The organism is Enterovibrio litoreus (genome assembly GCF_045679545.1).
GTDB lineage: Bacteria > Pseudomonadota > Gammaproteobacteria > Enterobacterales > Vibrionaceae > Enterovibrio.
In genome coordinates, this window is record NZ_CP166195.1 from 954,015 (window position 1) to 979,815 (window position 25,801).

Annotated in this window: 18 protein-coding genes and 3 pseudogenes; 8 read left to right on the forward strand and 13 right to left on the reverse strand. The window is 47.6% G+C overall.

The window, feature by feature from the left end:
* Positions 1-24: 24 nt before the first annotated feature.
* The 3 genes and pseudogenes from AB8599_RS19630 to AB8599_RS19640 form a co-directional block, all read right to left on the reverse strand.
* Entirely contained in the window at positions 25-849 is an 825-nt protein-coding gene (locus AB8599_RS19630; protein WP_407333418.1) for a helix-turn-helix domain-containing protein, read from the reverse strand.
* Between the two features lie 124 nt (positions 850-973).
* Entirely contained in the window at positions 974-1,288 is a 315-nt protein-coding gene (locus AB8599_RS19635; protein ID WP_407333419.1) for a PTS fructose-like transporter subunit IIB, read from the reverse strand.
* A 150-nt stretch (positions 1,289-1,438) separates the two neighbouring features.
* A pseudogene (locus AB8599_RS19640) lies at positions 1,439-2,476 on the reverse strand (PTS fructose transporter subunit EIIC); the annotation flags it as partial.
* Positions 2,477-3,035: 559 nt separating this feature from the next.
* On the opposite strand from AB8599_RS19640, the gene AB8599_RS19645 reads away from it, so the two are divergent.
* The 4 genes from AB8599_RS19645 to AB8599_RS19660 all read left to right on the forward strand — a co-directional run bounded on the left by AB8599_RS19645 (position 3,036) and on the right by AB8599_RS19660 (position 6,644).
* On the forward strand, positions 3,036-3,794 hold the full coding sequence (locus AB8599_RS19645; protein ID WP_407333420.1) for an amino acid ABC transporter substrate-binding protein: 759 nt from the start codon (positions 3,036-3,038) through the stop codon (positions 3,792-3,794).
* On the forward strand, positions 3,794-4,468 hold the full coding sequence (locus AB8599_RS19650; protein WP_407333421.1) for an amino acid ABC transporter permease: 675 nt from the start codon (positions 3,794-3,796) through the stop codon (positions 4,466-4,468). Before AB8599_RS19645 ends, AB8599_RS19650 begins: the two co-directional genes overlap by 1 nt.
* Complete coding sequence (locus tag AB8599_RS19655; protein ID WP_407333422.1) at positions 4,465-5,202, forward strand: amino acid ABC transporter ATP-binding protein; 738 nt, start codon at positions 4,465-4,467, stop codon at positions 5,200-5,202. Before AB8599_RS19650 ends, AB8599_RS19655 begins: the two co-directional genes overlap by 4 nt.
* Positions 5,203-5,492: 290 nt before the next feature.
* Positions 5,493-6,644: a Na/Pi symporter gene (locus AB8599_RS19660; RefSeq protein ID WP_407333423.1), complete on the forward strand. Its 1,152-nt coding sequence runs from the start codon at positions 5,493-5,495 to the stop codon at positions 6,642-6,644.
* A gap of 125 nt (positions 6,645-6,769) precedes the next feature.
* Here the strand turns inward: AB8599_RS19660 and AB8599_RS19665 are convergent, their stop codons facing one another.
* Genes AB8599_RS19665 through AB8599_RS19675 form a run of 3 tightly spaced genes read right to left on the reverse strand, consistent with a single transcriptional unit; the run spans position 6,770 to position 8,618 of the window.
* A complete protein-coding gene (locus AB8599_RS19665) occupies positions 6,770-7,561 on the reverse strand; it encodes an ABC transporter permease (protein ID WP_407333424.1) in 792 nt (263 codons plus the stop codon).
* Positions 7,554-8,186, reverse strand: coding sequence for an ATP-binding cassette domain-containing protein (locus AB8599_RS19670; RefSeq protein WP_407333425.1), 633 nt, complete (start codon positions 8,184-8,186; stop codon positions 7,554-7,556). The genes AB8599_RS19665 and AB8599_RS19670 overlap by 8 nt, the downstream gene beginning before the upstream one ends.
* A 3-nt stretch (positions 8,187-8,189) precedes the next feature.
* Complete coding sequence (locus AB8599_RS19675) at positions 8,190-8,618, reverse strand: acyl-CoA thioesterase (RefSeq protein ID WP_407333426.1); 429 nt, start codon at positions 8,616-8,618, stop codon at positions 8,190-8,192.
* Positions 8,619-8,916: 298 nt separating this feature from the next.
* Here AB8599_RS19675 and AB8599_RS19680 point away from each other — a divergent pair, with 298 nt between their 5' ends.
* Complete coding sequence (locus AB8599_RS19680; RefSeq protein ID WP_407334438.1) at positions 8,917-9,102, forward strand: DUF2892 domain-containing protein; 186 nt, start codon at positions 8,917-8,919, stop codon at positions 9,100-9,102.
* A gap of 43 nt (positions 9,103-9,145) precedes the next feature.
* Here the strand turns inward: AB8599_RS19680 and arfB are convergent, their stop codons facing one another.
* Both arfB and AB8599_RS19690 read right to left on the reverse strand, forming a co-directional pair.
* Entirely contained in the window at positions 9,146-9,559 is a 414-nt protein-coding gene (gene arfB / locus AB8599_RS19685; RefSeq protein WP_407333427.1) for an alternative ribosome rescue aminoacyl-tRNA hydrolase ArfB, read from the reverse strand.
* A gap of 81 nt (positions 9,560-9,640) precedes the next feature.
* Positions 9,641-10,597, reverse strand: coding sequence for a DMT family transporter (locus AB8599_RS19690; protein WP_407333428.1), 957 nt, complete (start codon positions 10,595-10,597; stop codon positions 9,641-9,643).
* Between the two features lie 160 nt (positions 10,598-10,757).
* Between AB8599_RS19690 and AB8599_RS19695 the strand changes: the two genes are divergently transcribed.
* From AB8599_RS19695 to AB8599_RS19705, 3 genes are all read left to right on the forward strand, one after another.
* Entirely contained in the window at positions 10,758-11,156 is a 399-nt protein-coding gene (locus tag AB8599_RS19695) for a DUF805 domain-containing protein (protein ID WP_407333429.1), read from the forward strand.
* Between the two features lie 293 nt (positions 11,157-11,449).
* Positions 11,450-11,833, forward strand: coding sequence for a DUF805 domain-containing protein (locus tag AB8599_RS19700; protein ID WP_407333430.1), 384 nt, complete (start codon positions 11,450-11,452; stop codon positions 11,831-11,833).
* Positions 11,834-12,223: 390 nt separating this feature from the next.
* Positions 12,224-13,810 carry a BCCT family transporter gene (locus AB8599_RS19705; protein ID WP_407333431.1) on the forward strand — a complete coding sequence of 529 codons (1,587 nt, stop codon included), beginning with the start codon at positions 12,224-12,226 and terminating at the stop codon, positions 13,808-13,810.
* A 78-nt stretch (positions 13,811-13,888) separates the two neighbouring features.
* Here AB8599_RS19705 and AB8599_RS19710 read toward each other — a convergent pair.
* The 5 genes and pseudogenes from AB8599_RS19710 to tkt form a co-directional block, all read right to left on the reverse strand.
* Positions 13,889-13,987 (reverse strand): annotated as a pseudogene (locus tag AB8599_RS19710) (transketolase); the annotation flags it as partial.
* Between the two features lie 421 nt (positions 13,988-14,408).
* Positions 14,409-16,151: an FG-GAP repeat protein gene (locus AB8599_RS19715; RefSeq protein ID WP_407333432.1), complete on the reverse strand. Its 1,743-nt coding sequence runs from the start codon at positions 16,149-16,151 to the stop codon at positions 14,409-14,411.
* 285 nt (positions 16,152-16,436) lie between these two features.
* Positions 16,437-16,633 (reverse strand): annotated as a pseudogene (locus AB8599_RS19720) (IS5/IS1182 family transposase); the annotation flags it as partial.
* Positions 16,634-16,861: 228 nt separating this feature from the next.
* Entirely contained in the window at positions 16,862-23,086 is a 6,225-nt protein-coding gene (locus AB8599_RS19725) for a hypothetical protein (RefSeq protein WP_407333433.1), read from the reverse strand.
* Between the two features lie 657 nt (positions 23,087-23,743).
* Positions 23,744-25,738, reverse strand: a complete 1,995-nt coding sequence (gene tkt, locus AB8599_RS19730) for a transketolase (RefSeq protein ID WP_407333434.1) — start codon at positions 25,736-25,738, stop codon at positions 23,744-23,746.
* Positions 25,739-25,801: the final 63 nt, after the last annotated feature.

Here is a 25,801-nt window from a genome sequence, read left to right on the forward strand (position 1 = left end):
CGTCTAAACCGTCCATTGGTCTATTTAAGCCCCCAATCGATACCCACTTGGTGTCTTACCTGTTTTGTTCTTAAACACGCGGCAGAAATAATTCGTGTCTTTGAATCCGCAACGATGAGCAATTTCTTCTAGTTTAAAGTTGTATTTCTTCAGCATAAACTTGGCGCGATCAAGACGAACATACGTAACGTAATCGGCGTATTTCACCGAGCCTTCTTGGTTGAATAGGCGCGAAACGTGGGCGGAGGAAACGCCGAAGCGGTTGGCGACAGAAACGCGGGTAATGTCTTTGTGGAAGTTCTCTTGCACGTAAATACACATGCTGCGGTAGAGCTTCTCACTGCGGCTGATTTTGCTTTGAACAGGGTTGTCTAGCAATTCGAGACAATATTGAATCAGCGCGTTGGCAAGGTGTTCTCCCATCACGTTCGAGCGGCTTTTATCACTCATGCAATTTAGGGCATCAAGCACATGCTCCAAGGCCATGGATGAAGGCAAAGATAACGCGTGCTTTTGTACATCGACGAAGCCGCCCTCTGTGGTGTACTGCACAAAACTGAACCCGACTTGGTGCTTGCCGAACAGCACAGAGATCATTTTGCAAGGCTTATCCCACGTTGGCTTGCTCCACGCATTGGAAGGGATGTAAACCATCTCCCCTTGTTTCAGCGTTAGCTGGCTGCAGCCATCTTTAGCATCCACAATCAGGTCGTATTCTCCCTCAAGAATAATTTCAAGGCGGTTGAAATTGACTTGATACGCGCCTTCCGGTGGCGTGTTTTCGTTGCTGCAAACGGCAATGAGCTTGCCTGTAAAGTGGGTCAGTGATTCGGTAATGTTTGTGTGCATGGCGACAAGCCTTTTTGATTTCGGATGCGTAAAGCGAAGCAGAAGGGTGAGGGTGTGCGCTTGGAGCTTCACGTGGGCAGAACGGAAAAAGCGGAGTGGAACCGGAATCCACTCCGCTAAGCGATTAAGCTTGAGCTAGCATGCTCTCAAGTTTTGCGATGATTTCAGGTGCTTGTTTAGCTGCCTGAGTGACAGTCACACGAACAATCTTCTTACCGTTGAAGCGCTCTTCGTTCTTGATAGCGATATCTTTGGTTAGAACCACAACATCTGCACTTGCAACGTCTGCAGCAGTCAGTTCGGTTTCAATGCCGATTGCGCCTTGGGTTTCAATTTTAACGTCCCAGCCTTTTGCTTTAGCTGCGGTTTCTAGAGCTTCGGCAGCCATGTATGTGTGAGCAACGCCAGATGGGCAAGAAGTTACGCCAATAAGTTTCATAGTAAATCTCTCTTAATACACTTTTATAATTTTTAAGTTCAGTGCGGAGCGACAATCTTGTTGGAGGTTGTCGCTCCGTGAATGCATTTTTATGTGACTATGTTTCTACTGTTCTGTTTCTAACCTAAACGCTGTTTAGTCGAAAGACAGTTCCAGTTCTTCGGTTTTTGTTTGTTTTTCATCTTCGCGGTCTGCGACAGGTTTTTTCAGCGCATTGACGATAAGCGCGGTCGTTGCGGCGCCAGCGATGACGGCGATGACATACATCATGCGACCTTCAACCACCGGTAGAACAATCAGGCCACCCCAAGGCGCGTGGTTAAGCACACCTGCCATGAAGGCCACAACGTTACCGACGATACCGCCTGCTACGATGGCTGGGATAACACGTGCTGGGTCATTGGCTGCGAATGGAATTGCGCCTTCAGTGATACCGATACAACCCATGATTGCTGCTGCTTTACCGGCTTCTTTTTCTTCTGGAGAGTATTTCTTAGGAGCAAGGAAAGTTGCCAGAGCCATGCCAAGTGGTGGCACACAGATTGCCACACCAACGCCGCCCATCAACCAAGGTTGAGTGCCAACTTGAGTTTGTGCGAACAGGGTTGCTACTTTGTTGATTGGGCCACCCATATCGAATGCTGTCATACCACCTAGTACTGCACCTAGAACCGCTTTCGATGCGCCAGCCATGGATTGCAGGCCTTCGTTCATGAATGCCATGAAGCCAGCGATAGGTTGACCGATTACCCAAACAACCAGTGCCGATACGATAAACGTGCCGCCGATTGGAATGATGAAGTAGGTAGAAAGCGCTTTAAGCTTGTTAGAAAGGGGAATGCGCTTAAGTTGTAGAACAACGTAACCTGCGATGAAACCGACGACGATGGCGCCAAGGAAACCCGCTTGTACTTGGTTCGCCAGGTAAGCACCAATCATACCCGGTGCCAGTGCTGGGCGGTCTGCGATTGAGTAAGCAATGTAACCACCAAGAACAGGAACAAACAGGGTGAAACCTGCAATACCCATATCCCAAATGCCTTCAAGGAATACGCCTTCAGGAACGGCGCCTTTACCACCTAGCATGACTGACAATGCAAGTAGAACACCGCCAGCGACGACGAATGGCAACATGTGGCTGGTGCCGGTGAGAAGGTGTCGCTTCAACTCTGCGAGATTTGTTTTCATGATTCAGACCTTTTATTTCGAGTTATTAGATTTGTGTTTCGAGTTGGGCTGATTATGCGCCCGGTCTGGGGCGTAAGATATTGGATAAATAAGCCCTTTACTGGAGAAATGTTGCATGTTGATATGACTGAGAAGGCAATCACATATCCTTGATTTTAGTGATCTTATTAACATTGTTGGCAATGGCGCGACAAAGATTTTTGTCGCTGTGGCTGGAGGCTAGCAGGGTGCTATATGCCAGGAGTAGGCATAAGTGTGAGCAATCAAAGATGAATAGATATGGCCTTTCATTTGGTGCAATTGGCGAGAGAGCCAAAGAAGGTAAAGAGCATTTGCAACGTTAAGCTCGCTGCAATAGAGAACAATGCCTCTTACTTTAGAGAATGAAAGTAGGCAGTTTGTGAATATCCAGTCAAAAACCCTGTTCAATTAATGAACAAAGTGCTAAATGCCCAATAACTGACTAATTTGCAGAGCATTACATAGATCGTTTCGTTATTTATCACAAAATTACACTTAGGTTACATTGGCGACATCAAAAAAATGGAGTAATAACAAAATGTCTTCAATGAAAAATCTTTTGCTTGCCACCCTTGCTTTGGCAACCAGCGTGACTGCTACCGCTTCACTGGCTCAAGACGATGTAAAAGTCGGTATGTCTGGTCGTTACTTCCCCTTCACTTTTGTGAAATTGGATGAATTACAAGGCTTTGAAATTGATGTTTGGAACGAGATTGGGAAGCGTGCTGACTATAACGTCGAGTTTGTCACATCGAGTTTCTCTGGTTTGTTTGGCATGTTGGAAGCGGGTCACATTGACACCATCAGCAACCAAATCACCATGACTGAAGCCCGTACCGCCAAGTATGCATTTTCAGTCCCTTACGTTATAGATGGCGCACAAGTTGTGATCCGAAAGGGCCGTGATGACATTGCAGGTATTGATGATCTGAAAGGCAAGAAAGTTGCGGTTAACCTTGGCAGTAACTTTGAGCAACTACTGCGTAACTACGACAAGAAAAACGAAATCAACATCATCACGTATGATTCTGGATTTGAGCAAGATGTGGCACTAGGCCGTACTGATGCCTTCATCATGGACCGTGTTTCTTCAGCGCAGCTTATTCAAAAATCTGGCTTGCCACTGCAATTAGCGGGTGAACCGTTCGAAACCATTCAAAATGCGATGCCATTTTTGAACACACCCGAGAAATTGGCGATTAAAGCGAAAGTCGATCAAGCCCTAACAGAAATGAGAGCAGACGGCACCCTGACTGCGATTTCTGAAAAGTGGTTTGATTCTGACATTACTCAATAATGAACGGCTTCGATTTTGACTACATGCTAGCGTTGTTCCCGATACTGATTAAGTATCTGGGAATAACTCTAGAAATGTCGTTAATTGGCTTCGCGATTGCTCTGGTGTTATCGGTGTTTCTCGCACTGGTAAGGGTGTTCAGAGTCAACGTATTGAATGCGATTGTGGTGGTGTACATCTCTTTCTTTAGAGGGACACCGTTACTGGTTCAATTATTTTTGCTGTATTACGGTCTGCCCCAAGTGTTCCCGATTTTCGTCGGTATGGATGCATTTACTGCGGCGGTCATTGGTCTTTCCCTCCACTTCTCCGCGTACATGGCAGAAAGCATTCGTGCGGCGATTGTGGGAATCGATAAAAACCAGATGGAAGCGAGTCTCAGTGTTGGCATGACTGAGCTTCAAGCCATGAGACGCATCATATTGCCGCAGGCGTCACGTGTTGCGACGCCGTCGCTGATGAACTATTTCATCGACATGATCAAAAGTACATCGCTGGCCTTTACGCTGGGTGTGGCAGAAATCATGGCAAAAGCACAGATGGAAGCGTCATCGAGCTTTAAGTTCTTTGAAGCATTCTTGGCAGTGGCACTGATTTATTGGTTGGTGGTGATTTTCTTCACCCAGATTCAGTCAATGTTGGAAGTCAGATTAAATAAGGCGTATGCGCGATGATTAGTGTTAAACGATTGAGCAAACGCTTTGGTGATGTCGAAGTGCTCAAGCAGATCGACCTTGAGGTTCATCAAGGTGAGATTGTGGCGATCATTGGGCCGTCTGGCACCGGTAAATCGACGTTGCTGCGCTGCCTGAACTTCCTTGAAACGCCAACAACCGGTGATATTCAAATTGGGGATGTGAGTGTTACGGCGGAAAAAGCCACCAAATCGGATATTCACCAGTTACGCAAACAGAGCAGTTTCGTCTTTCAAAGCTATGCGTTATTCGCCAACAAAACGGCGTTGGCGAATGTGGCGGAATCCTTAATTACCGTGTGGAACGAGCCAAAGCATCAAGCAGAAGAAACGGCGAAAAAATTGCTGATCAATGTGGGGATGGAAGATCATCTTCACAAATACCCGGCACAGCTCTCGGGCGGTCAGCAGCAGCGTGTGGGTATTGCCCGTGCGATGGCATGTAAAGGTGAAGTGATTTTGTTTGATGAGCCGACATCCGCGCTTGACCCTGAATGGGTCGACGAAGTGTTGTCGGTCATGAAGCAACTGGCTAAGCAAAAGCAGACCATGATCGTGGTGACGCATGAAATGCAGTTTGCCCGTGACATTGCTGACACCGTGATTTTCATGGAAGGTGGTGTGATCGTTGAGCAAGGTCCGCCTTCACAAATCTTTGATAATCCTCAACATGACCGTACTCGTGCGTTTGTCGCAAGAGCCATGGGCTACTGAGCAACCGTTTAGATTACCTTGAAATAGCGTTCAATTAAAAAGCCAGATCACGCTGGCTTTTTTGCGTTTTGAAGTGACGTATTGAGGTAGTGATACGCCAATGAAACGGGTTGCACTTAATCGATAAGTGTCATGATTCGTGAGGGTGAAATTTTCTGATAGGCGGTCACAAACTCGTCATATAAAAGTCAAAAAATATTCAAAATAAACGTTCCGGTAATATATTTGTCACATTAGATTCATACGATGCCTGCGAACTGACAAATTACTTACATATCAGGAAGTGAGTTATGAGCATCCAATCTGATGCACTGCAAGGACCCCAGTCCAACGCTCCAACCAAACGCGCTCTGCAGTGGGTTGCCCTTATCGCCATGCTGTATCTGCTACTGCTATCTGTTTCAATGATAGGTAGCGGCTTCAAGTGGGCTGCGGGTGATCATGCGAAAGAATTGTTCGAATTTGCATCAAACCCTGTTGCGGGCTTGATGATAGGTATTATTGGTACAGCGCTTATTCAGTCATCCAGCACAGTGACATCGATCATTGTGGGTCTGGTGGCGGGCGGTTTGCCTGTTGAATTGGCTATCCCTATGGTCATGGGCGCCAACGTGGGCACAACAGTGACCAACACGCTGGTAAGCTTGGGACATGCACGCTGTAAAGACGAGTTCCGTCGCGCCTTTACCTGTGCAACGGTGCACGATTTCTTCAACCTTATTGCCGTTGCTATTTTCCTTCCGCTTGAAATGATGACGGGTTTCCTTGAGAAAATCTCGGCTTGGCTTGTGTCGCCTTTGATGCACGCTGATAACCTCAGCATGAAAAGTTTCAACTTCATCAAGCCAATCACTAAACCTGTCGTGAACGGTGCTAAATCGGTGTTTGAAGCGTTGCCAGGAAGCTTCGGCGGCATCGCTTTGGTTCTGTTTGGCATCTTCTTAGTGATTGTTGCCATCACTGTGATGGGCAAATTGATGAAAAAGCTGATGGTAGGCAGAGCCCGTGAAGTGCTTCATAGCGCGATTGGCCGTGGTCCTATTCACGGTATCGCATCAGGCACGTTGGTGACCATTCTTGTTCAATCTTCATCTACCACTACAAGCTTGGTTGTCCCTTTGGTGGGCACAAACGTACTGAGTGTTCGTAAAGTGTATCCGTTCATGCTGGGCGCTAACATTGGTACCTGTATCACTGCCTTGCTTGCTGCGACTGCTGTGACGGGTGACAATGCGGTGTTTGCCTTGCAAATCGCACTTGTCCACCTCACATTCAATGTGCTGGGTATTGTGGTGATTTATGGCCTGCCGTTCCTGCGTGATTTGCCTGTTAAGTGTGCTGAGACCCTCGCTGACTATGCGGTGAAATCTAAACTGGCTGTTGTGGGTTATCTCGGCACCGTGTTTATTTTGTTACCGGGTTTGGTGTTGTTGGTGTCATAGCGACAGCAAAAAAATCAGTGACAGCAGATGTGTCACAATGAACAAACTATGAACAAAAAGGAAAGCCCTGTGCAAAATGCTCAGGGCTTTTTTGATCCGAGTATGTAGGAATGAATCGGACTAGGTCACATCTTTAATTGGCCGTAGCAGTTAAACGCGCTGCGACTGGCAAACATCAGGGTGGTAGCAACGGAAAGCGTGACGGTGAGGAAAATCGCAATCATGATCACCAGTTGATATTTCACAGCCAAAAGTGGGTTGGTTCCGCCGAGGATTTGCCCCGTCATCATGCCAGGCAGGCTAACTATGCCTAATGTGCTCATGGCTGCCATGGGTGGTCGCAGTGCAGCAATAAAGGCTTCTTTTATAAAGGGCTTGGCTGGGGCGGGTGATCCTAAAGAGAGGTAGAACTGAAATTCATCATGTCGCTGTTTTAAGCTGGTATGAAAGCGCTCAAGAGCGAGCACGTTGGCCGAAAGGGCATTGCCTAGCAACATGCCAGCCACAGGAATTAAGTACTGCGCCTGCCACCATGGCTGTGTTTGAATGACGCCGATCATCAAAACGGGTAGCAAGCAGCTGAGAGCAATAACTTGTCCGGATAAAACAGGCAGAAGCAATGCCTTTACATTCGCACCCGCCTGACGGCACACCGTCCAACTGGCGACCAAAATCATCACGAGCAGCCACAGCGTGTTGAGGTAGATATTGGCAAAATCAAACAAGGTTTGAAGATATAAGCCCACCACGGCCAGCTGCAACGTCATACGGATAACAGAGGTGATGAGCGGCTTACTCAACCCCAATTGCCAGCGCTGAAACAGCAGTAATGGAATCAAAAAGATCAGGTAGAAAGCCGCTAACGCACTATTGCTGATATTTAAAGCACTATTGCTGATATTTAACGCATCATTCATGACCATTCCCCATGTCAAACACCGTGTCAGCCGATTGAAGCCAAATTGGGTCGTGCGAAATTGAAATGCGGGTGATAGAAGTGTGAGAGAGCGATGCTATCAAGCTGTCTCGACTTGCTGGGTCTAGAGCTGAAGTGGGCTCATCCAATAACCAGATGGGGCGCTTGAGTAAAAGCGCTCGTGCAATGGCTAATCGCTGCTTTTCTCCGCCAGAAAACTGCTTCACCTCGTTGTCCAAGTCTTTGGATAACCCTGCCTGCACCAGCGCGGCGTTGCAAAGTTCGTTGTCAGGAATAGGGGAGGATTCTGCTTTGAGCGTCCATGGTAGGCGTAGAACGCCTGCAACTGTATCCGCACCCAAAACGGGTTCTTGAGGCAAATAGCAGCACTGCTTGCGCCACCATATGAGGTTACTCTCTGTGATGCGTTGTTGTTGCCAGTGGAACTCACCACCGTGTGCGGGCATCAAGCCAGCAATGACCCTCAGAAGGCTTGATTTTCCACAGCCTGAGGGGCCGCTCAAGGCGAGGTGATCACCCACGGCTAAATCAATCGAAAGAGGCGTTGAGTGCGAGCCTCCAAACCCAGAACTTAGGTTATGAATGGATAGCAAAAGCGTCGTCACTGTCTATCGCAAATAGCGTTGAAGTTGTGTGGCGGTTTCCGCCGGAATCGCACAGCTTTTACCCGTCTTAAAATCACAGTAAACAATCAGTGCTTCGCCATTAGCGACACATCGCTGTTGGTTGTGGCTGTGGATTTCATATTTCATGGTGTAGCGCTTTTCTTGTATATCTTCGACCCAGGAAACCGTGGTGATGGTATCGGGATACACGAGTGGCGCTCGGTAATCACAGCGTGTCGACGCAACCACTGGGCCAATGTTGTGGCTTTTGACGTGCTCAAATACCTTCAGTTCTTCGAGCATGACCACGCGAACATCTTCAAAATAACGAAAATACACCGTGTTGTTGATATGTTGAAGCGCGTCCATATCATTCCAGACAATGGCTTGAGTCTGGGCGAGCGGGTAGTCACTGAAGTGGGTTTGAGACACATAAAGCTCCTCTTGTTGATGATATTTGATTGGACACCAAGTGTTGTTGGGTGACAAGTAAGTCAGTGGGTCAGACTTGTGTTGTGTGACATTAGACCAGTGCGAGTTAGTGTTCACTTTCGCCTTTTGCGAGTAAATAGCGCTTTGAAATTGGGCAGTAAAGCATCCCAGAGAGAAACAAGAACATTAGGTTTTATTAAATTAGTATTATCTAAACTATGATTCTATAATCAAAGCGTCGGTGAAAAGGAGATGAGCAATGACACAACTCGATACTGAAAACGTGAACGACCGTGCACTGTCTTTGGATGGTGTGGTGAGAGTCTTTGCCGGAGTGATGGTGCTTGTTTCATTGGCGTTAATGCACTGGGTTGATGCGAATTTTATTTGGTTAACCGCTTTTGTCGGCTTCAACCTGATCCAGAGTGCGTTTACTGGGTTTTGTCCCGCCGCCACGGTGTTTAAGAAATTTGGATTTCGTTAGCCGGTTTAACTAAACACAGTGGGAAAGTGTCGACAGAGCGCATCTAGATCGACACTTTTCCACGCATAGATTTCGTCTTTCCGCGCAGCGTTTTGCTATCCACACGTTTTCTTTGTGAAGATTTCGTCGGCTTCGTTGCTCTTCTTGCCTTTTGGACAATCCCTACACTTTTAATCATCTCCTGCAAACGCGAGAGCGCGTCGTCACGATTTTTTTCTTGTGTGCGAAATTGCTGGCCTTTAATCACGACTACGCCTTCTTTGGTGATGCGACTGTCCTTCAGTGCAAGCAGCCTTTCTTTGTAAAAGTCAGGCAAAGATGAAGCATTGATATCAAAGCGCAGGTGAACAGCGGAAGATACTTTGTTGACGTTTTGGCCGCCAGCGCCTTGCGCGCGGATATACGAAATATCGATTTCGTCATCAGGGATAGAAACGGTATTGGAAATAAATAGCATGATGGTGCGCCCTTACAATAATTGGGCGTCACTATAACGGAATGTGGCAGTGTCACTCAATCTGCATTTGCAAGGGGCACTTTAACGTGTTGGCGTGGGCGGCTGTTTTTTTGAGGGAAGGTTGGCGATGAGCAACCCCAGCACAATAAATGTAATGCCAACATAGTGATAACCCGCCATGCGTTCACCGAGTAGCAGCATAGAAAAGATGATGCCAAACACCGGGATCAGATGCATAAACTGCCCCGTCTGGGCCGCTCCCATTCGCATAACGGCACTGTTCCAACAAAAAAAGGCAATGCCAGAGGCAAAGACCCCGGTATAGAGCGATATCGCCACACTGTTGAATGAAATTGGCATGGTTTGAATAAACAAAGATTCAGCAACATATACCGGGAAAATCATCGCCGTGCCGATGTACACGGTATAACCAAGAATGGGTAAGCCTTTTAGCGCTTGAGGCAGTCGTTGAACTAACACACAGTAAGTTGCCCATACCAGAATGGCAAACAGCGCTATAAGCTCACTTTGGCCAATCGAAAAATCAGAGACCAGTTGACCTTTGGTGATAATAAGCAATACGCCAATAGCCGATATGCCGATGGCGAGTGTTTGTTTGAGTGTTGTTGTTTGGCCCAGCAACAAAAACTGCACCAATAAAATCATTAACGGCGATGTAGATTGTAAAATCACGACGTTGGTGGACAGGGTGTTTTCCAGCGCGATGTAAACCAGACTGTTATACCCAGCGACACCAAGCAGTGCGAGCACAAGTACCAAACCGATATGCTGTTTAAGCAGCGGCCACTGTTCGCGCATGGGTTTGTAAACGAAAGGAAGCAGCACGATACAAGCCACTGCCCAACGCCAGAAAGACAGCCCCATTGGGGGTATTGTTGCGTTCACGAGTTTTGCGAGTGTGATATTACCTGCCCAGCTCATTGTTGCAATAACAGCCAAAACAACCGGTAACCATGCCGTTAAACGAGACGTTTTTCTTTCTGGTGGGGACTGTGTTGGAGAGGCAGGGTTCGTCATTCGATGATACGTCCGTATAGTATTTTTCAATTGGTTAGTTACTCATGTTGTTCACGTTTTGGCAACATGCGAGCGCATTTAAAGTAAGAAAACCCCTTGTTCATCAAGTCGCATTCTTTGGTAAAGTATCGGTCAGGGATTGATGACGTTGGAGAAAACCATGAACGAGTACATTGGTGTGTTGAAAAAGTACACTGTGTTTAAAGGGCGAGCGCGTAGAAAGGAATACTGGACGTTTATCTTGATCAATATATTGGTTTCATTGGCGCTGGGATTTGTTGATCAAATGCTAGGATCTTTCAATGAAGAAGCGGGCATTGGCACATTGGGCATGGTGTATGCCGTCGCCGTGTTTATTCCGACTCTCGCGGTGACGGTGCGAAGGCTACACGATACAGATCGTGTTGGCTGGTGGGTATTGCTTGGTATTGTCCCTTTTGGCGTAATTGCTTTGCTTATTATGCAGGCTTTTGAAGGTACCAAAGGAGAGAATCGCTTCGGTGTTGACCCTAAATGTCATCAAGCTAGCCACGGTGACAGCGGTACGTTCGACGGGTAAATTATTGTTTTTGATGCGTAAAAAGCCAGTCACATCGACTGGCTTTTTGTTTTATGCTTGCTGTTAATTGAACATTCACCGCGTTGAAACTGTCTCATTTTTTCCTATGTCCGAGAACGAGAATGCAACTGCATGAATTGCCATTTATAAGATCACGTATTAATACTGAGAGCAGATCTGTAAGTACAGAAACCACTTGTATTTATGAGGGATATATCTCCGTTTCTACCCTTATGCTTTGTTAGCGTGCTAGTCGATTTTGACCTAGATACCCCAGCAGTAAGGGAAGACAAATGAAGTGGCTATTTCTTGGTTATTTAAAGTATGCAACGTTTTATGGAAGGGCGAGAAGAAAGGAATATTTCGGCTTTTTTTTCACTCAAAATTTGATATTGGTATTTTGTGTTTGGTTAGATGTTGCCTCTGTGGGCGTTCAGAATTTCAATATCACGGATCTTAATGCTTCATTGTTATGGTGGGGGGTAACGCTATTGCCATCACTCGGTGTAACGATCAGACGACTGCACGACATCAACAAGTCAGGATGGTGGATGTTGATAAACATGATTCCGTTGGTGGGTGGGTTGATTTTTGCGGTGCTTTTATTGCTTCGAGGAACAAAGGGTGGCAATCGATTTGGTGGCGATCCGAGAGGGTTGTTTAGCCACAGTCTCTGAATTCTGCATCTTGAGGTTGCTTGGGTATATAAACGCGCTGATGGGCGCGTTTTATATTGGCTAGGCGTATTGGAGCCTCACGCGTTTGCCACTGGATTAATAGATGATCATCCATTTTTCTATTTTAATTCTGTATGTTCTCAATATTGAATCTCGACGCTCTGGATATAAGATATTTAGTTTGCACTTACATTACGTGCCTGACTCATTGCTCATTAATTGGGATGAAAAGGGATTTTATCTGATTTTTAAGAGGCTATTGGTCATCATTGCCGCACAGAGTACACGATGAAAATGTTTAATAAATGCCCTTTCTCATGTAAGAAGACGTGAGAAAGGGCATTGTTATTACTGCTTAGTCGTGTGAGAGCAGTAAAAGGAGGCAATGCTGTGAGTGATCCAACATCGGAAGTGAATAATGACGAGCAATACAATACGGATTATCAAATAGGTCAAGATAACATCAACCCACTAGGGCTTGATTTCCACAACCCTGTTTTCCCAATTTCCGCCATCATGGTGGTGGTGTTTGTATTGGGTGTGCTGATATTTCAAGAGCAAGCGGCAGAGTTCTTTGGGTGGTTGCGCCCTGCAATCACACAGTCGTTTGACTGGTTCTTTGTGATTTCAGCCAACATATTTTTAATTTTTTGTTTGGTGCTCGCGTTCTTGCCTGTCGGTAAAATTCGACTGGGTGGGGATGAAGCAACACCTGATTACTCCTACCCGGCATGGTTTGCCATGCTGTTCTCGGCAGGTGTCGGCATTGGCCTAATGTTCTATGGCGTGTTAGAACCAATGAACCACACGCTTAACCCACCATTAGGCTTAGAAGTAGGCTCTGAGGCGGCACGAAGCATTGGTACGGCAGCATCGATTTTCCACTGGGGTTTTCACGCGTGGGCAGTTTATGCTGTGGTGGGGTTGGCGTTGGCCTTTTTTCATTACAACAAAGGCCTGCCACTGACACTTCGTTCCGCCTTCTACCCATTGCTGGGTGATCGCGTTTGGGGTGTTTGGGGACACGTCATCGATATCATGGCAGTACTGGCGACATTGTTCGGCTTGGCAACATCACTGGGTATCGGTGCGAACCAGATTGCCGCTGGCCTCAACTACCTGTTTGGTATTGATGCGGGTATTGAAACCAAATCCATTTTGATTCTATTGATCACTTTCGCTGCGCTGATATCCGTGTATCGCGGTATGGACGGTGGTGTGAAACGTCTGAGTGAGATCAACATGGTGATGGCTGGCATGCTGATGATCTTTGTGATTGTTGTTGGCCCAACCATACTCATCTTTAAAGGTGTCGTGACGAATACTGTGGATTACCTTAGCTGGTTGCCTGCGCTGTCGAATTGGGTGGGTCGCGAAGATTCAGGCTTCTATCACGGTTGGACAACCTTCTACTGGGCGTGGTGGGTATCTTGGTCTCCATTCGTTGGTATGTTTATCGCGCGTGTATCGCGTGGCCGTAGTGTTCGTGAATTCATTCTGGCAGTACTGATTGCTCCAACCATTGTTTGTATTGTATGGATGACAACGTTCGGTACGACGGCATTGGATCAAATGGATGGCGGCTACAATGGTGTTGTTAACTTGATCACCAATGGCAACTGGCAGCCAGAGCTCTCCATCTACAAGATGTTTGAAGCCTTACCGTTTACTGGCGTGATCAGTTTCTTTGGTATGATTCTGACAATTATTTTCTTCGTGACATCATCAGATTCGGGTTCGCTGGTTATTGATACTATTACAGCAGGCGGCAAAATCGATGCGCCAGTTTCTCAGCGTATTTTCTGGTGTTCCATTGAAGGACTTGCGGCGATAGCACTTTTGATGGGGGGCGGCTTAGGGGCACTTCAAGCAGCAACCATTTCTACGGGGTTACCGTTCGCGGTGTTCTTGTTGGTGATGTGTGTGAGTTTGTACCTCGGTCTTTCACGAGAGTTGCGTAGAAAGCAATTCGCGTAGTTTCTGGTCGCGCAATTTCAAAGCAAGCAGATAAAAAGAAACCCGCCAATTGGCGGGTTTTTATGTTTGACCTGGAAGTTATGCGAGTAGCTCTTTCGCTGTCTCAACGACGTTTTCGACCGTGAAGCCAGCATACTTGTGCCAGAAGTCAGCAATACCAGCTTCAATTGCAAATCGTTTATCTCCAATTAAACGTTTTGATGGAGCCAGTCTAAGAGGGGATAGATGAGTGGACGAGGCATAAAATGTTTAAAGGTGGGAGAGATTTTCTATCTTAGGGCTTTCTAATGGCAACTTGCTATGAAAGGTGTATTTCTCTTAAGCTTTTAAAACATAATCTTGATACCTATTTTTGCACCGTCCTGTGCGGCGGTATCGATACAACTTGAATAGGGGGAATGGCAAAGCTACATATTCCATCATGTTGAATCGCATTGCATATTACTTGTTAATCATGTAACCCGAATATTTTCCCAGTATAGCCATGTCACACTCAGGGATAGCATTTTGGTCGATATCGAAAAAGGCACCGAACGAAAATTCAGTGCCTTAGTCATCCAGTTTGACGAGTATTTAAACCCACAAGAAACAATCAGTGTCAGTAGGAATATACAGCTCCCGATGCTGTGGTATTGTTATTCTGGTCCAAGGAGTCACTGCTTTCAAACGTTGCCCCGACAAATAAACTGTTTCCATCATTGCTAAGTTGTAATGACGAACCAAATAGATCGCCAGCATCGACATTTGAGGCTTTTATAAAGCTTGGCGTGCCCCAAGTATTGCTTTCGTAACGATAAATATAGACAGCACCGCTATTTAATGAATCGTTATTATCAGATGTTCCACTACTGTCTTCATTTTTTGCACCGACGGCGAGCACCGTACCATCGCTATTTAAAGACACCCAAGTTCCAAATTCATCACCTGCTTCTATGTTGGATGCCTTAATGTAATCGGGGGCACTCCAAGAACCGCCACTATATCGATAAACATACGTTGCCCCTGCCGCACTGGCACTATCATCTGGTGTTGTGGCACTGCTGCTATCTTCATTTGGAACACCCACTGCGAGTGTGTTTCCATCGCTACTTAACGCTATATTGAAGCCGAATTGATCGCTGTCGCTCATATTTGACGCCTTCAGAAAGTCAGGTGTCGACCAAGCACTGCCTAGGTAATCAAAAACATAAACAGCCCCGACATTTAAACCACTGTCATCAGTGGGAACACTGTTACTGTCATCGTTCGGTGCTCCAACGGCGAGTCTGTTGCCATCTTCACTCAATGCGACTGAAACGCCAAATGCATCATCTGCATCTATGTCAGTTGCTTTTAGGTAATCGGGACTTCCCCAAACGCTGCCAGAGTACCGAAAGACATAAACTGCCCCTGCATCAGCTTGAGAGTTATCGGAAGGCGAGCTTGTACCACTGTCTTCGGCAGGGACTCCCACTGCGAGTGTCAGACCATTTCCACTCAATGCTACTGCTCGTCCAAAGTTGTCACCTGCTGTAATGTCAGATGCCTTCAAGTAATCGGGTGTACTCCACGCCCCCGACGTATATCTATAAACATAAACTGCGCCAGAAGCTCCAGCGGCATTGTCCGAAGGAGTAGAAACGTTCGCGCTCGATTCGTTGAGAGAACCAACTGCGAGCACAGTTCCGTCGCTACTTAGCGATAGACTAAAGCCAAATACATCTCCTGCATCAATATTGAACGCTTTGACGTAGTCCGGTGTTCCCCATGTTCCATTTTGGTAGTGAAAAACGTAAACAACGCCTGCATCCACGGCACTATTGTCGATTTGTATCGTTTCCGAACTACTATCTTCAAGCGGCGCTGAAACAGCGAGTGTTTTACCGTCTTTGCTCAATGCTATTGCACTACCAAATACATCGTTAGCATCTATATTTGATGCTTTCAAATAACCAATGGCGGCAATTAAGGTAGCGTCGCTTATGCTTATTTCTGAACTCAACGATACACCAGCTGCATTGCTTGCTCGAATAAAGTAATCTTTGTTAATAAAATCATCTTTAACGAGTAGTGTGGGTAACGTATACTCTATCGTCTGAGTAGCATCTGTGGAAGCCGTTTGTGTAGCAAGCACTAAGCAGTTATCTGAGTAGTTACTCTGTTTTTCACATAAATCGTAACTTGTAGCACCTTCAGCTTTATTCCAAGTGTATTTTAGCGTTTTTGTTTTTTCAGCACTGGCTTCGACAGACAGTAAATTGAACGATGATGGTATTGAAGTCGTCGATGAATCTGAACATCCTGTAAAAATCAAAAGAATTGTAACTAACAAAATATATTCAAAAATCTTGAATTTCTTCATTGCGCACCCGAGTCTTATTGTTGATACTAGTTTAATTTAGTCTATGCCTAATGATGTCGCAAGGTACGGTTTTTAATGGCTTTGTTGATCAAATCAGTCATCAAACTTACTGATTCAATGAAGGCTACTCTGTTACTCAACTCGGTAACTCACAGGCATACCTAGTCTTGTGGCTTTGTTCATCGCTTTGACGTTCGACAATGCTTAGTTGACCTGTGCATCGTAATCACGCAGTGCCCGATGTGGGGCGAGTAACTTTTTATATCGAGACATCCCAGTTTCTGAAAGGGCGCGTAATGAGAGCCTGAAAATGCCTTTAATCATCAGCGCCGTTTCAATGGCACCTTGGGTAACCGTAAACCTCTTCCCTGTTTCCTATGGTGCTCTTTGCCACGCTAAATCTGGATTGCTGCTTCATCTCCACAAAAGGTTACCGAATCGCGGTCAATTAAAGCCTGATTGTATTTAATGATTTGAAACATCAATGTTTGAATCGGTGCGTGGATATCTTTGATATCTGTATGAGGTAATGGATGAACTTGATGCTCGATAAGAAAGCAGTGCTAAGGGTTGCATTAGTTTGGGGGTGTTTTGATTTGATATTCCATATTATTAATACTAAATAGTGTTTCAGCGATATGATAAATGGTGCTTTGTAAGCAAAGGAAAACCCGCCAGTTGGCGGGTTTGTATTAGTAAATTATGATTGGTTAAGTGAAGGAAAACATATCCGAACTAACATCAGTTACGCAGTAATTTTCTAGGGTCACATAGGCCGTACCATTGTTAATGGAAAGAACTGTATTTGCTCCTTCTGCCCAGTAGGAAACCTGAGAGAAGCTCAATGCTAGTGAGTCATCTATTTGAATAGTGTCCTGTTTGCAATTGAAGTCCACGACGACATCAGAACCGGATAAGTTATCGAAATAGAACGTATCAAAATGATCGCCGCCGATGAGACGGTCATTGCCAGCGCCACCGTTGATGAAATCATTACCACTATCGCCTAACAGAATATCAGAACCATTGTCACCAAAGAGCCAGTCGTCGTCATTGCCGCCATCGATATAGTCATGACCTTCTCCGCCATGTAGAACGTCGTTCTCATTGTCTCCATAGATGGTGTCATTTCCGTTTCCACCATAGACTGTGTCTTTGTTACCTTCTCCACGAATAAAGTCATCATTATCACCGCCGTCAAGGTAGTCGTTACCTCCTCCGCCGAAGAGTTGGTCTGAACCTTCTCCGCCATAGAGATGGTCACTGCCATTGCCACCCCACAGCTTATCAGCGCCTCTATCTCCAACGAGTATATCTGCACCATTATCGCCGTAAAGGTGGTCATCGCCATGATTGCCGTTTAGATAGTCATCGTCATCGCCACCCCAAAGGAAATCGTTGTCATTTCCTCCTTCAATGTGGTCACAACCAGCATCGCCATATAAATAGTCGTTTTCATTGTCGCCATATATACGGTCGTTGCCGCTACCACCTTTTATGGTGTCTTTGTTGCCTTCACCTCGGAGATAATCATTGCCATTTCCGCCATCAAGGTAGTCTTCACCATAGCCGCCATACAGCGAGTCATTTCCTTCCTGTCCGAATAGTTCATCGCCAGCATCTTGACCGAATAGGGTGTCATCTCCGTTTCCTCCATAAAGTGTATCATGGCCACCTTCACCATAGAGGGTATCATTGTCGTTACCGCCATCAAGAACATCGCTGCCATCGCCGCCGATCAGGATGTCTTGGCCGTCCTCCCCGTATAGTGCATCGTCACCATTGCCGCCTTCCAATCGGTCGTGTCCCCATTGGCCGAACAGTTCGTCGTTGCCTTCGCCGCCATCGAGATGGTCGTTCCCATGCCCACCTTCTAAGCGGTCATTGCCCAATTGGCCATAGAGTTTATCATCATGGTTTCCGCCGTTAATGTAATCATTGCCTGCCCCGCCGCTGAGGCCGTCGTTACCATCTTGACCGTAAATAGCATCATCACCATTTTCACCGTCAATGCCATCATCACCAGCGCCGCCGGAAAGGATGTCGTGACCATCGCCGCCATAGATCACATCGTTACCGGTACCGCCATCAACAGCGTCGTTGCCCAGACCTGCCCATATTTTGTCATCACCGTCTTCACCGTATATGACATCGTCGCCGGCATCACCGCCAATGGCGTCATTGCCTGTGCCGCCAAAGATGAGATCATTGCCATCTTGTCCGGTGAGGTGGTCATTACCGTCTTGGCCGTAGATTTCGTCATGACCTTCTCCACCTTTGAGGGTGTCGTGTCCCCATTCGCCGTAGAGAATGTCGTCGTCAGTGCCACCTTCAAGGGTATCGTTACCTAAACCGCCAATCAGTACGTCATTGCCTTGCTCGCCGACTAGGTGGTCGTCGCCATCGTTACCGTAAAGATGGTCATTACCATTACCGCCGTTGACGTAATCATTACCTGCGCCGCCGCTGAGGCCATCGTTACCATCTTGACCGTAAATAGCATCATCGCCATGTTCACCGTCAATGCCATCATCACCAGCGCCGCCGGAAAGGATGTCGTTACCCTCGCCGCCATAGATCACATCGTTACCGGTACCGCCATCAACAGCGTCGTTGCCCAGACCTGCCCATATTTTGTCATCACCGTCTTCACCGTATATGACATCGTCGCCGGCATCACCACCAATGGCGTCATTGCCTGTGCCGCCACAGATGAGATCATTGCCATCTTGTCCGGTGAGGTGGTCATTACCGTCTTGGCCGTAGATTTTGTCATGACCTTCTCCACCTCTGAGGGTGTCGTGTCCCCATTCGCCGTAGAGAGTGTCGTCGTCAGTGCCACCTTCAAGGGTATCGTTACCTAAACCGCCAATCAGCACGTCATTGCCTTGCTCGCCGACTAGGTGGTCATCGCCATCGTTGCCGTAAAGATGGTCATTGCCATTACCGCCGTTGACGTAATCACTACCCGCGCCGCCGCTTAGGGCGTCGTGACCATCTTCACCGTAGATAACATCGTTACCGGCACCACCATCAACAGCGTCGTTGCCCAGACCTGCCCATATTTTGTCGTCACCGTCTTCACCGTATATGACATCGTCGCCGGCATCACCACCAATGGTGTCATTGCCTGTGCCGCCAAAGATGAGATCATTGCCATCTTGTCCGGTGAGGTGGTCATTACCGTCTTGGCCGTAGATTTTGTCATGACCTTCTCCACCTTTGAGGGTGTCGTGTCCCCATTCGCCGTAGAGAATATCGTCGTCAGTGCCACCTTCAAGGGTATCGTTACCTAAACCGCCAATCAGCACGTCATTGCCTTGCTCGCCGACTAGGTGGTCGTCGCCATCGTTACCGTAAAGATGGTCATTACCATTACCGCCGTTGACGTAATCATTACCTGCGCCGCCACTGAGGCCGTCGTGACCATCTTGACCGTAGATAGCATCATCGCCATGTTCACCGTCAATGCCATCATCACCAGCGCCGCCGGAAAGGATGTCGTTACCCTCGCCGCCATAGATCACATCGTTACCGGCACCGCCATCAACAGCGTCGTTGCCCAGACCTGCCCATATTTTGTCGTCACCGTCTTCACCGTATATGACATCGTCGCCGGCATCACCACCAATGGTGTCATTGCCTGTGCCGCCAAGGATGAGATCATTGCCATCTTGTCCGGTGAGGTGGTCATTACCGTCTTGGCCGTAGATTTTGTCATGACCTTCTCCACCTTTGAGGGTGTCGTGTCCCCATTCGCCGTAGAGAGTGTCGTCGTCAGTGCCACCTTCAAGGGTATCGTTACCTAAACCGCCAATCAGCAAGTCATTGCCTTGCTCGCCGACTAAGTGGTCGTCGCCATCGTTGCCGTAAAGATGGTCATTGCCATTACCGCCGTTGACGTAATCACTACCTGCGCCGCCGCTTAGGGCGTCGTGACCATCTTCACCGTAGATAACATCATCACCATGTTCACCGTCAATGCCATCATCACCAACGCCGCCGGATAGGATGTCGTTACCATCGCCGCCATAGATCACATCGTTACCGGCACCACCATAAATACGGTCATTGTCGGCACCACCATCGACAGCGTCGTTACCGTCACCGCCGTTAAGCAGGTCGGCACCTTCGTTGCCATAAATCACATCGTCATCGCCATCACCGTTGATGGTGTCGTTGCCTAGACCGCCATGGAGTTGGTCGGCCCCGTGTCCGCCATGCAAGGTGTCGTCACCCTCATCACCGAAAAGGATGTCGTTTCCGTTGTTGCCAAACAGAGTGTCATTACCTGCGCCGCCTTTGGCTTCATCGTTACCGTCGCTGGTGTCGATAACATCGTCACCGTCGTTACCTTCGATGTAGTCATCGCCGCTTGCAGCATAAATAGCGTCAGCACCGGCACCGCCGTAAATACGGTCATTATCGGCACCGCCATCAATGAAGTCGTTACCGTCACCACCGTTGAGCAGGTCGGCACCTTCGTTGCCATAAATCACATCGTCATCGCCATCACCGTTGATGGTGTCGTTGCCTAGACCGCCATGGAGTTGGTCGGCCCCGTGTCCGCCATGCAAGGTGTCGTCACCCTCATCACCGAAAAGGATGTCGTTTCCGTTGTTGCCAAACAGAGTGTCATTACCTGCGCCGCCTTTGGCTTCATCGTTACCGTCGCTGGTGTCGATAACATCGTCACCGTCGTTACCTTCGATGTAGTCATCGCCGCTTGCAGCATAAATAGCGTCAGCACCGGCACCGCCGTAAATACGGTCATTATCGGCACCGCCATCAATGAAGTCGTTACCGTCACCACCGTTGAGCAGGTCGGCACCTTCGTTGCCATAAATCACATCGTCATCGCCATCACCGTTGATGGTGTCGTTGCCTAGACCGCCATGGAGTTGGTCGGCCCCGTGTCCGCCATGCAAGGTGTCGTCACCCTCATCGCCGAAAAGGATGTCGTTTCCGTTGTTGCCAAACAGAGTGTCATTACCTGCACCACCTTTGGCTTCATCATTACCGTCGCTGGTGTCGATAACATCGTCACCGTCGTTACCTTCGATGTAGTCATCGCCGCTTGCAGCATAAATAGCATCAGCACCGGCAGCGCCATAAATTCGGTCATTATCGGCACCGCCATCAATGAAGTCGTTACCGTCACCACCGTTGAGCAGGTCGGCACCTTCGTTGCCATAAATCACATCGTCATCACCATCACCGTTGATGGTGTCGTTGCCTAGACCGCCATGGAGTTGGTCGGCCCCGTGTCCGCCATGCAAAGTGTCGTCACCCTCATCACCGAAAAGGATGTCGTTTCCGTTGTTGCCAAACAGAGTGTCATTACCTGCGCCGCCTTTGGCTTCATCATTACCGTCGCTGGTGTCGATAACATCGTCACCGTCGTTACCTTCGATGTAGTCATCGCCGCTTGCAGCATAAATAGCGTCAGCACCGGCACCGCCATAAATTCGGTCATTATCGGCACCGCCATCAATGAAGTCGTTACCATCACCACCGTTGAGCAGGTCGGCACCTTCGTTGCCATAAATCACATCGTCATCACCATCACCGTTGATGGTGTCGTTACCTAGACCGCCATGGAGCTGGTCATTGCCATCACCGCCAAACAGGCGATCATCGTGATCACCACCCGCCAGGTAATCATCGCCAGCGCCTCCGACGAGCGTGTCATTGCCATCTTGCCCATACAGCTTATCGTTATCATTGCCACCATTGAGGTAGTCGTTACCCAGACCGCCTAAAAGGAGATCCATACCGTCGTCGCCGTACAAACGGTCGTTATCATCACCGCCATCGAGACTGTCGTTTCCTTCATCGCCGTTAAGGAGATCATTGCCGGATCCTCCAACTAGAAGATCATTCCCTTGGCCGGCTTTAATCGTATCGTCACCGAGTTCGCCATACAAAGAATCGTCACCGCCTTGACCATATAGGGTATCGTCACCATCGCCTGCATAGATGGTGTCGTTGCCGTCGGAATCTGAATTATTTACTTCACCTGGTATGACTAATTCACCCAAGCCACTTCCGCCTGTTTCTAAGTCATAGCCCGAGTCACCAAACAAGATGTCGTCACCAGCACCGCCTTCGAGTGCATCATCACCTTCATTGCCAAAAAGTGTGTCGTTGTCGTTGCCACCATTAAGCTTATCGTTGCCCAATCCACCGTAAAGGGTGTCATTACCATCTTCGCCATTCAGTTGGTCGACACCGTCCCCGCCGAAAAGGGAATCGTTGCCTGTGCCACCAGATAATGTGTCTTCACCTGCATCACCATATAGACGGTCATCGCCAGCACCGCCTATTAGAAGATCATTTCCATTTTCGCCATGTAGACTATCGTCGCCATTTTGGCCGTAAAGCACATCGTTGCCGTTCCCACCCCAAAGCGCATCGTTGTCGTCGCCACCTTCAAGGGAATCTTCGCCTTCACCACCCCAGATAATATCGTTTCCAGCATCACCTTTTAGTGTGTCGTTACCTTCATCACCGAAAAGAATATCTTTACCTGCACCGCCGCTGATGATGTCATTTCCTTCACCGCCTCTGACTTTGTCATTGCCAGCGTCTGCATAGATAGTGTCCGTGCCCTCATTGCCAAACAAAAGGTCGTTACCATTACCGCCATGCAACGTATCGTCTCCAAGGCCGCCCTCGACACGATCGTCGCCATCATCACCAAACAGGTTGTCATCAACAAGTCCGCCGCGGACCCAATCATTGCCAGCATCTCCATGGACCTCGTCAGTCCCATCACCACCAATGACTGTATCGTCGCCATCACCACCATAAATTAAGTCTGTATCGCCATCACCTTGAATGAAATCATTCCCTCCATGGCCGTAAATGATGTCCTTACCTGATGTGCCGCGTAGCTTATCGTCACCGTTAGTCCCGTTGATGATATTTGACATGTATAGCTCCCTTGTTCGTATCGATAAATTTGGTTTTCTTATGAATGAAAACTTTAGATGCGAGACAAAAGTAAACGAAATGTTTCGGTTTGGTGAGTAATATGGTGTTTCAAAAATGAGAGGACGATTGTCAAAAAAGAATTGGGAAAAAGAGAGAATGGGGAAAGAATTGGAATGGCATTGGGCTTGGTGCTAGAAAAGAACTAGATACTTCAATGAAAGTAGCGTTCATCGATGTTTTCTTAAATATAGGATATTCCATTTGTGATGAATAAAATATTGATTTTAATTATTATTTTTAATATTACAAGGTGTTTTAGTGCCACTCCGGAGTATGCTGTGAAATAAATGCGAAATTATCTTTCGGTGCGTTGGTGTGATAAAAGTGTATATCTTATCTTCTGATAAACTAGTTCTTTAACTAGACTTTAAGGTGAGTTATTCGCTAATCATTAACAGATATTTAACTTGGTTCTTTTATAAATATTCGAATAAAAAGTATATTAATGCAACTATGAGCATTGGCTTTTAAAAGAGTATTGTGTTTTGACTTTGATACAATCTTTTGTCGGGTCACATAACATCGTCCTTTGGATAAAAATAAACCCGCACTTAGGCGGGTATATTTAGACTGTATCTGGAAACGATTTTAACTATTTATTCAAGCAATTCTTTCGCTGTCTCAACGACGTTTTCGACCGTGAAGCCGAACATCTTGAACAGCTGATCAGCCGGTGCCGACTCACCAAAGCTGTGCATACCGATAATGCGACCATCGAAGCCAACATATTTGTACCAGAAGTCTGCAATGCCTGCTTCAATCGCAACGCGTGCCGTTACGTCAGAAGGCAGTACTGATTCACGATACGCTGCATCTTGCTTATCGAATGTATCTGTTGAAGGCATAGAAACAACGCGCACGTTGAAGCCTTGTGCCGACAAATCTTTGCTAGCGTTAACAGCAAGCTCAACTTCAGACCCGGTCGCAATCAGAATCAACTCTGGTTGGCCAACGCTATCTACTAAGACGTAACCGCCTTTAGATATGTCGGTTAATTGGTCTTCACTGCGCGCTTGCTGCGCCAAGTTTTGACGCGAGAAAATCAGCGACGTTGGGCCGTCTTTGCGCTCAATCGCCAGTTTCCAAGCAACTGCAGATTCCACTTGGTCACACGGACGCCATGTGCTCATGTTTGGCGTGAGGCGCAGTGATGCAATTTGCTCAACAGGTTGGTGTGTTGGGCCGTCTTCACCCAAACCGATAGAGTCATGCGTGTACACTTGGATGTTCTGAATTTTCATCAGTGCAGCCATGCGCATTGCGTTACGTGCGTATTCCATGAACATCAGGAAGGTTGCGCCGTAAGGCACGAAACCGCCGTGCAGTGCGATGCCGTTGATGATGGCCGTCATACCGAACTCACGCACACCGTAGTGAATGTAGTTACCGGATGCGTCATCAGCCGTTACCGCTTTCGAGCCAGACCACATGGTCAGGTTTGAAGGCGCAAGGTCAGCAGAGCCACCCATAAATTCAGGCAACATAGCACCAAACGCTTCTAGCGCGTTTTGAGATGCTTTACGTGATGCAATGTTGGCTGGGTTTGCTTGCAGATCAGCAATGATTTGGCTCGCTTTCGCTTCCCATTCTGCTGGCAGTTCGCCGTTTACGCGGCGTTTGAATTCCGCGGCAAGTTCAGGGTGAGCTGATTCATAAGCTGCAAGTTTCTCGTTCCACGCCGATTCCTTAGCTGCGCCTGAGTCTTTCGCAGACCACGCTGAATAGATGTCCTGCGGGATTTCAAACGGGCCATGTTCCCAACCTAGTTGCTTGCGTGTTGCTGCGATTTCATCAGCACCTAGTGGTGCGCCGTGACAGTCGTGTGTGCCTGCTTTGTTTGGTGAGCCAAAACCAATTACGGTTTTTGTACAAATCAGGGTAGGGCGGCCTGTTTCAGCTTTTGCCGCTTCAATCGCTGCGTTGATTGCGCCAGCGTCGTGACCATCAACCGCAGGGATAACATGCCAGCCGTACGCTTCAAAACGCTTAGGCGTGTCGTCAGTAAACCAGCCTTCTACGTGACCATCGATAGAAATACCGTTGTCATCCCAGAATGCAACCAGCTTGCCCAGACCCAGCGTACCCGCCAATGAACAGGCTTCATGGGAGATACCTTCCATCAAACAGCCGTCGCCTAAGAACACGTAAGTGTTGTGGTCAACGATGTCGTGGCCTTCACGGTTAAATTGCGCTGCCAGAGATTTTTCTGCCATCGCCATGCCTACCGCATTGGTGATGCCTTGGCCAAGAGGACCGGTTGTGGTCTCGATGCCTGGTGCATAACCGTACTCAGGGTGGCCCGGGGTTTTAGAATGTAGCTGGCGGAAGTTTTTCAGATCATCAATCGACAGATCGTAACCCGTCAGGTGAAGCAGAGAGTAAATCAGCATTGAGCCATGTCCGTTCGACAAAACGAAACGGTCGCGGTCAGCCCACTCAGGGTTTTGTGGGTTGTGGTTCATGTGGTCGCGCCACAGAACTTCAGCGATATCAGCCATGCCCATTGGGGCGCCAGGGTGACCGGAGTTAGCTTTTTGTACGCCATCCATGCTTAGCGCACGGATTGCATTGGCAAGGGTTTTACGTTCCATCTTGGGCTTACCTTATAAAATGATGTTCAGACCTGTAGGGCAGGATCATATAAGAAATAAGAG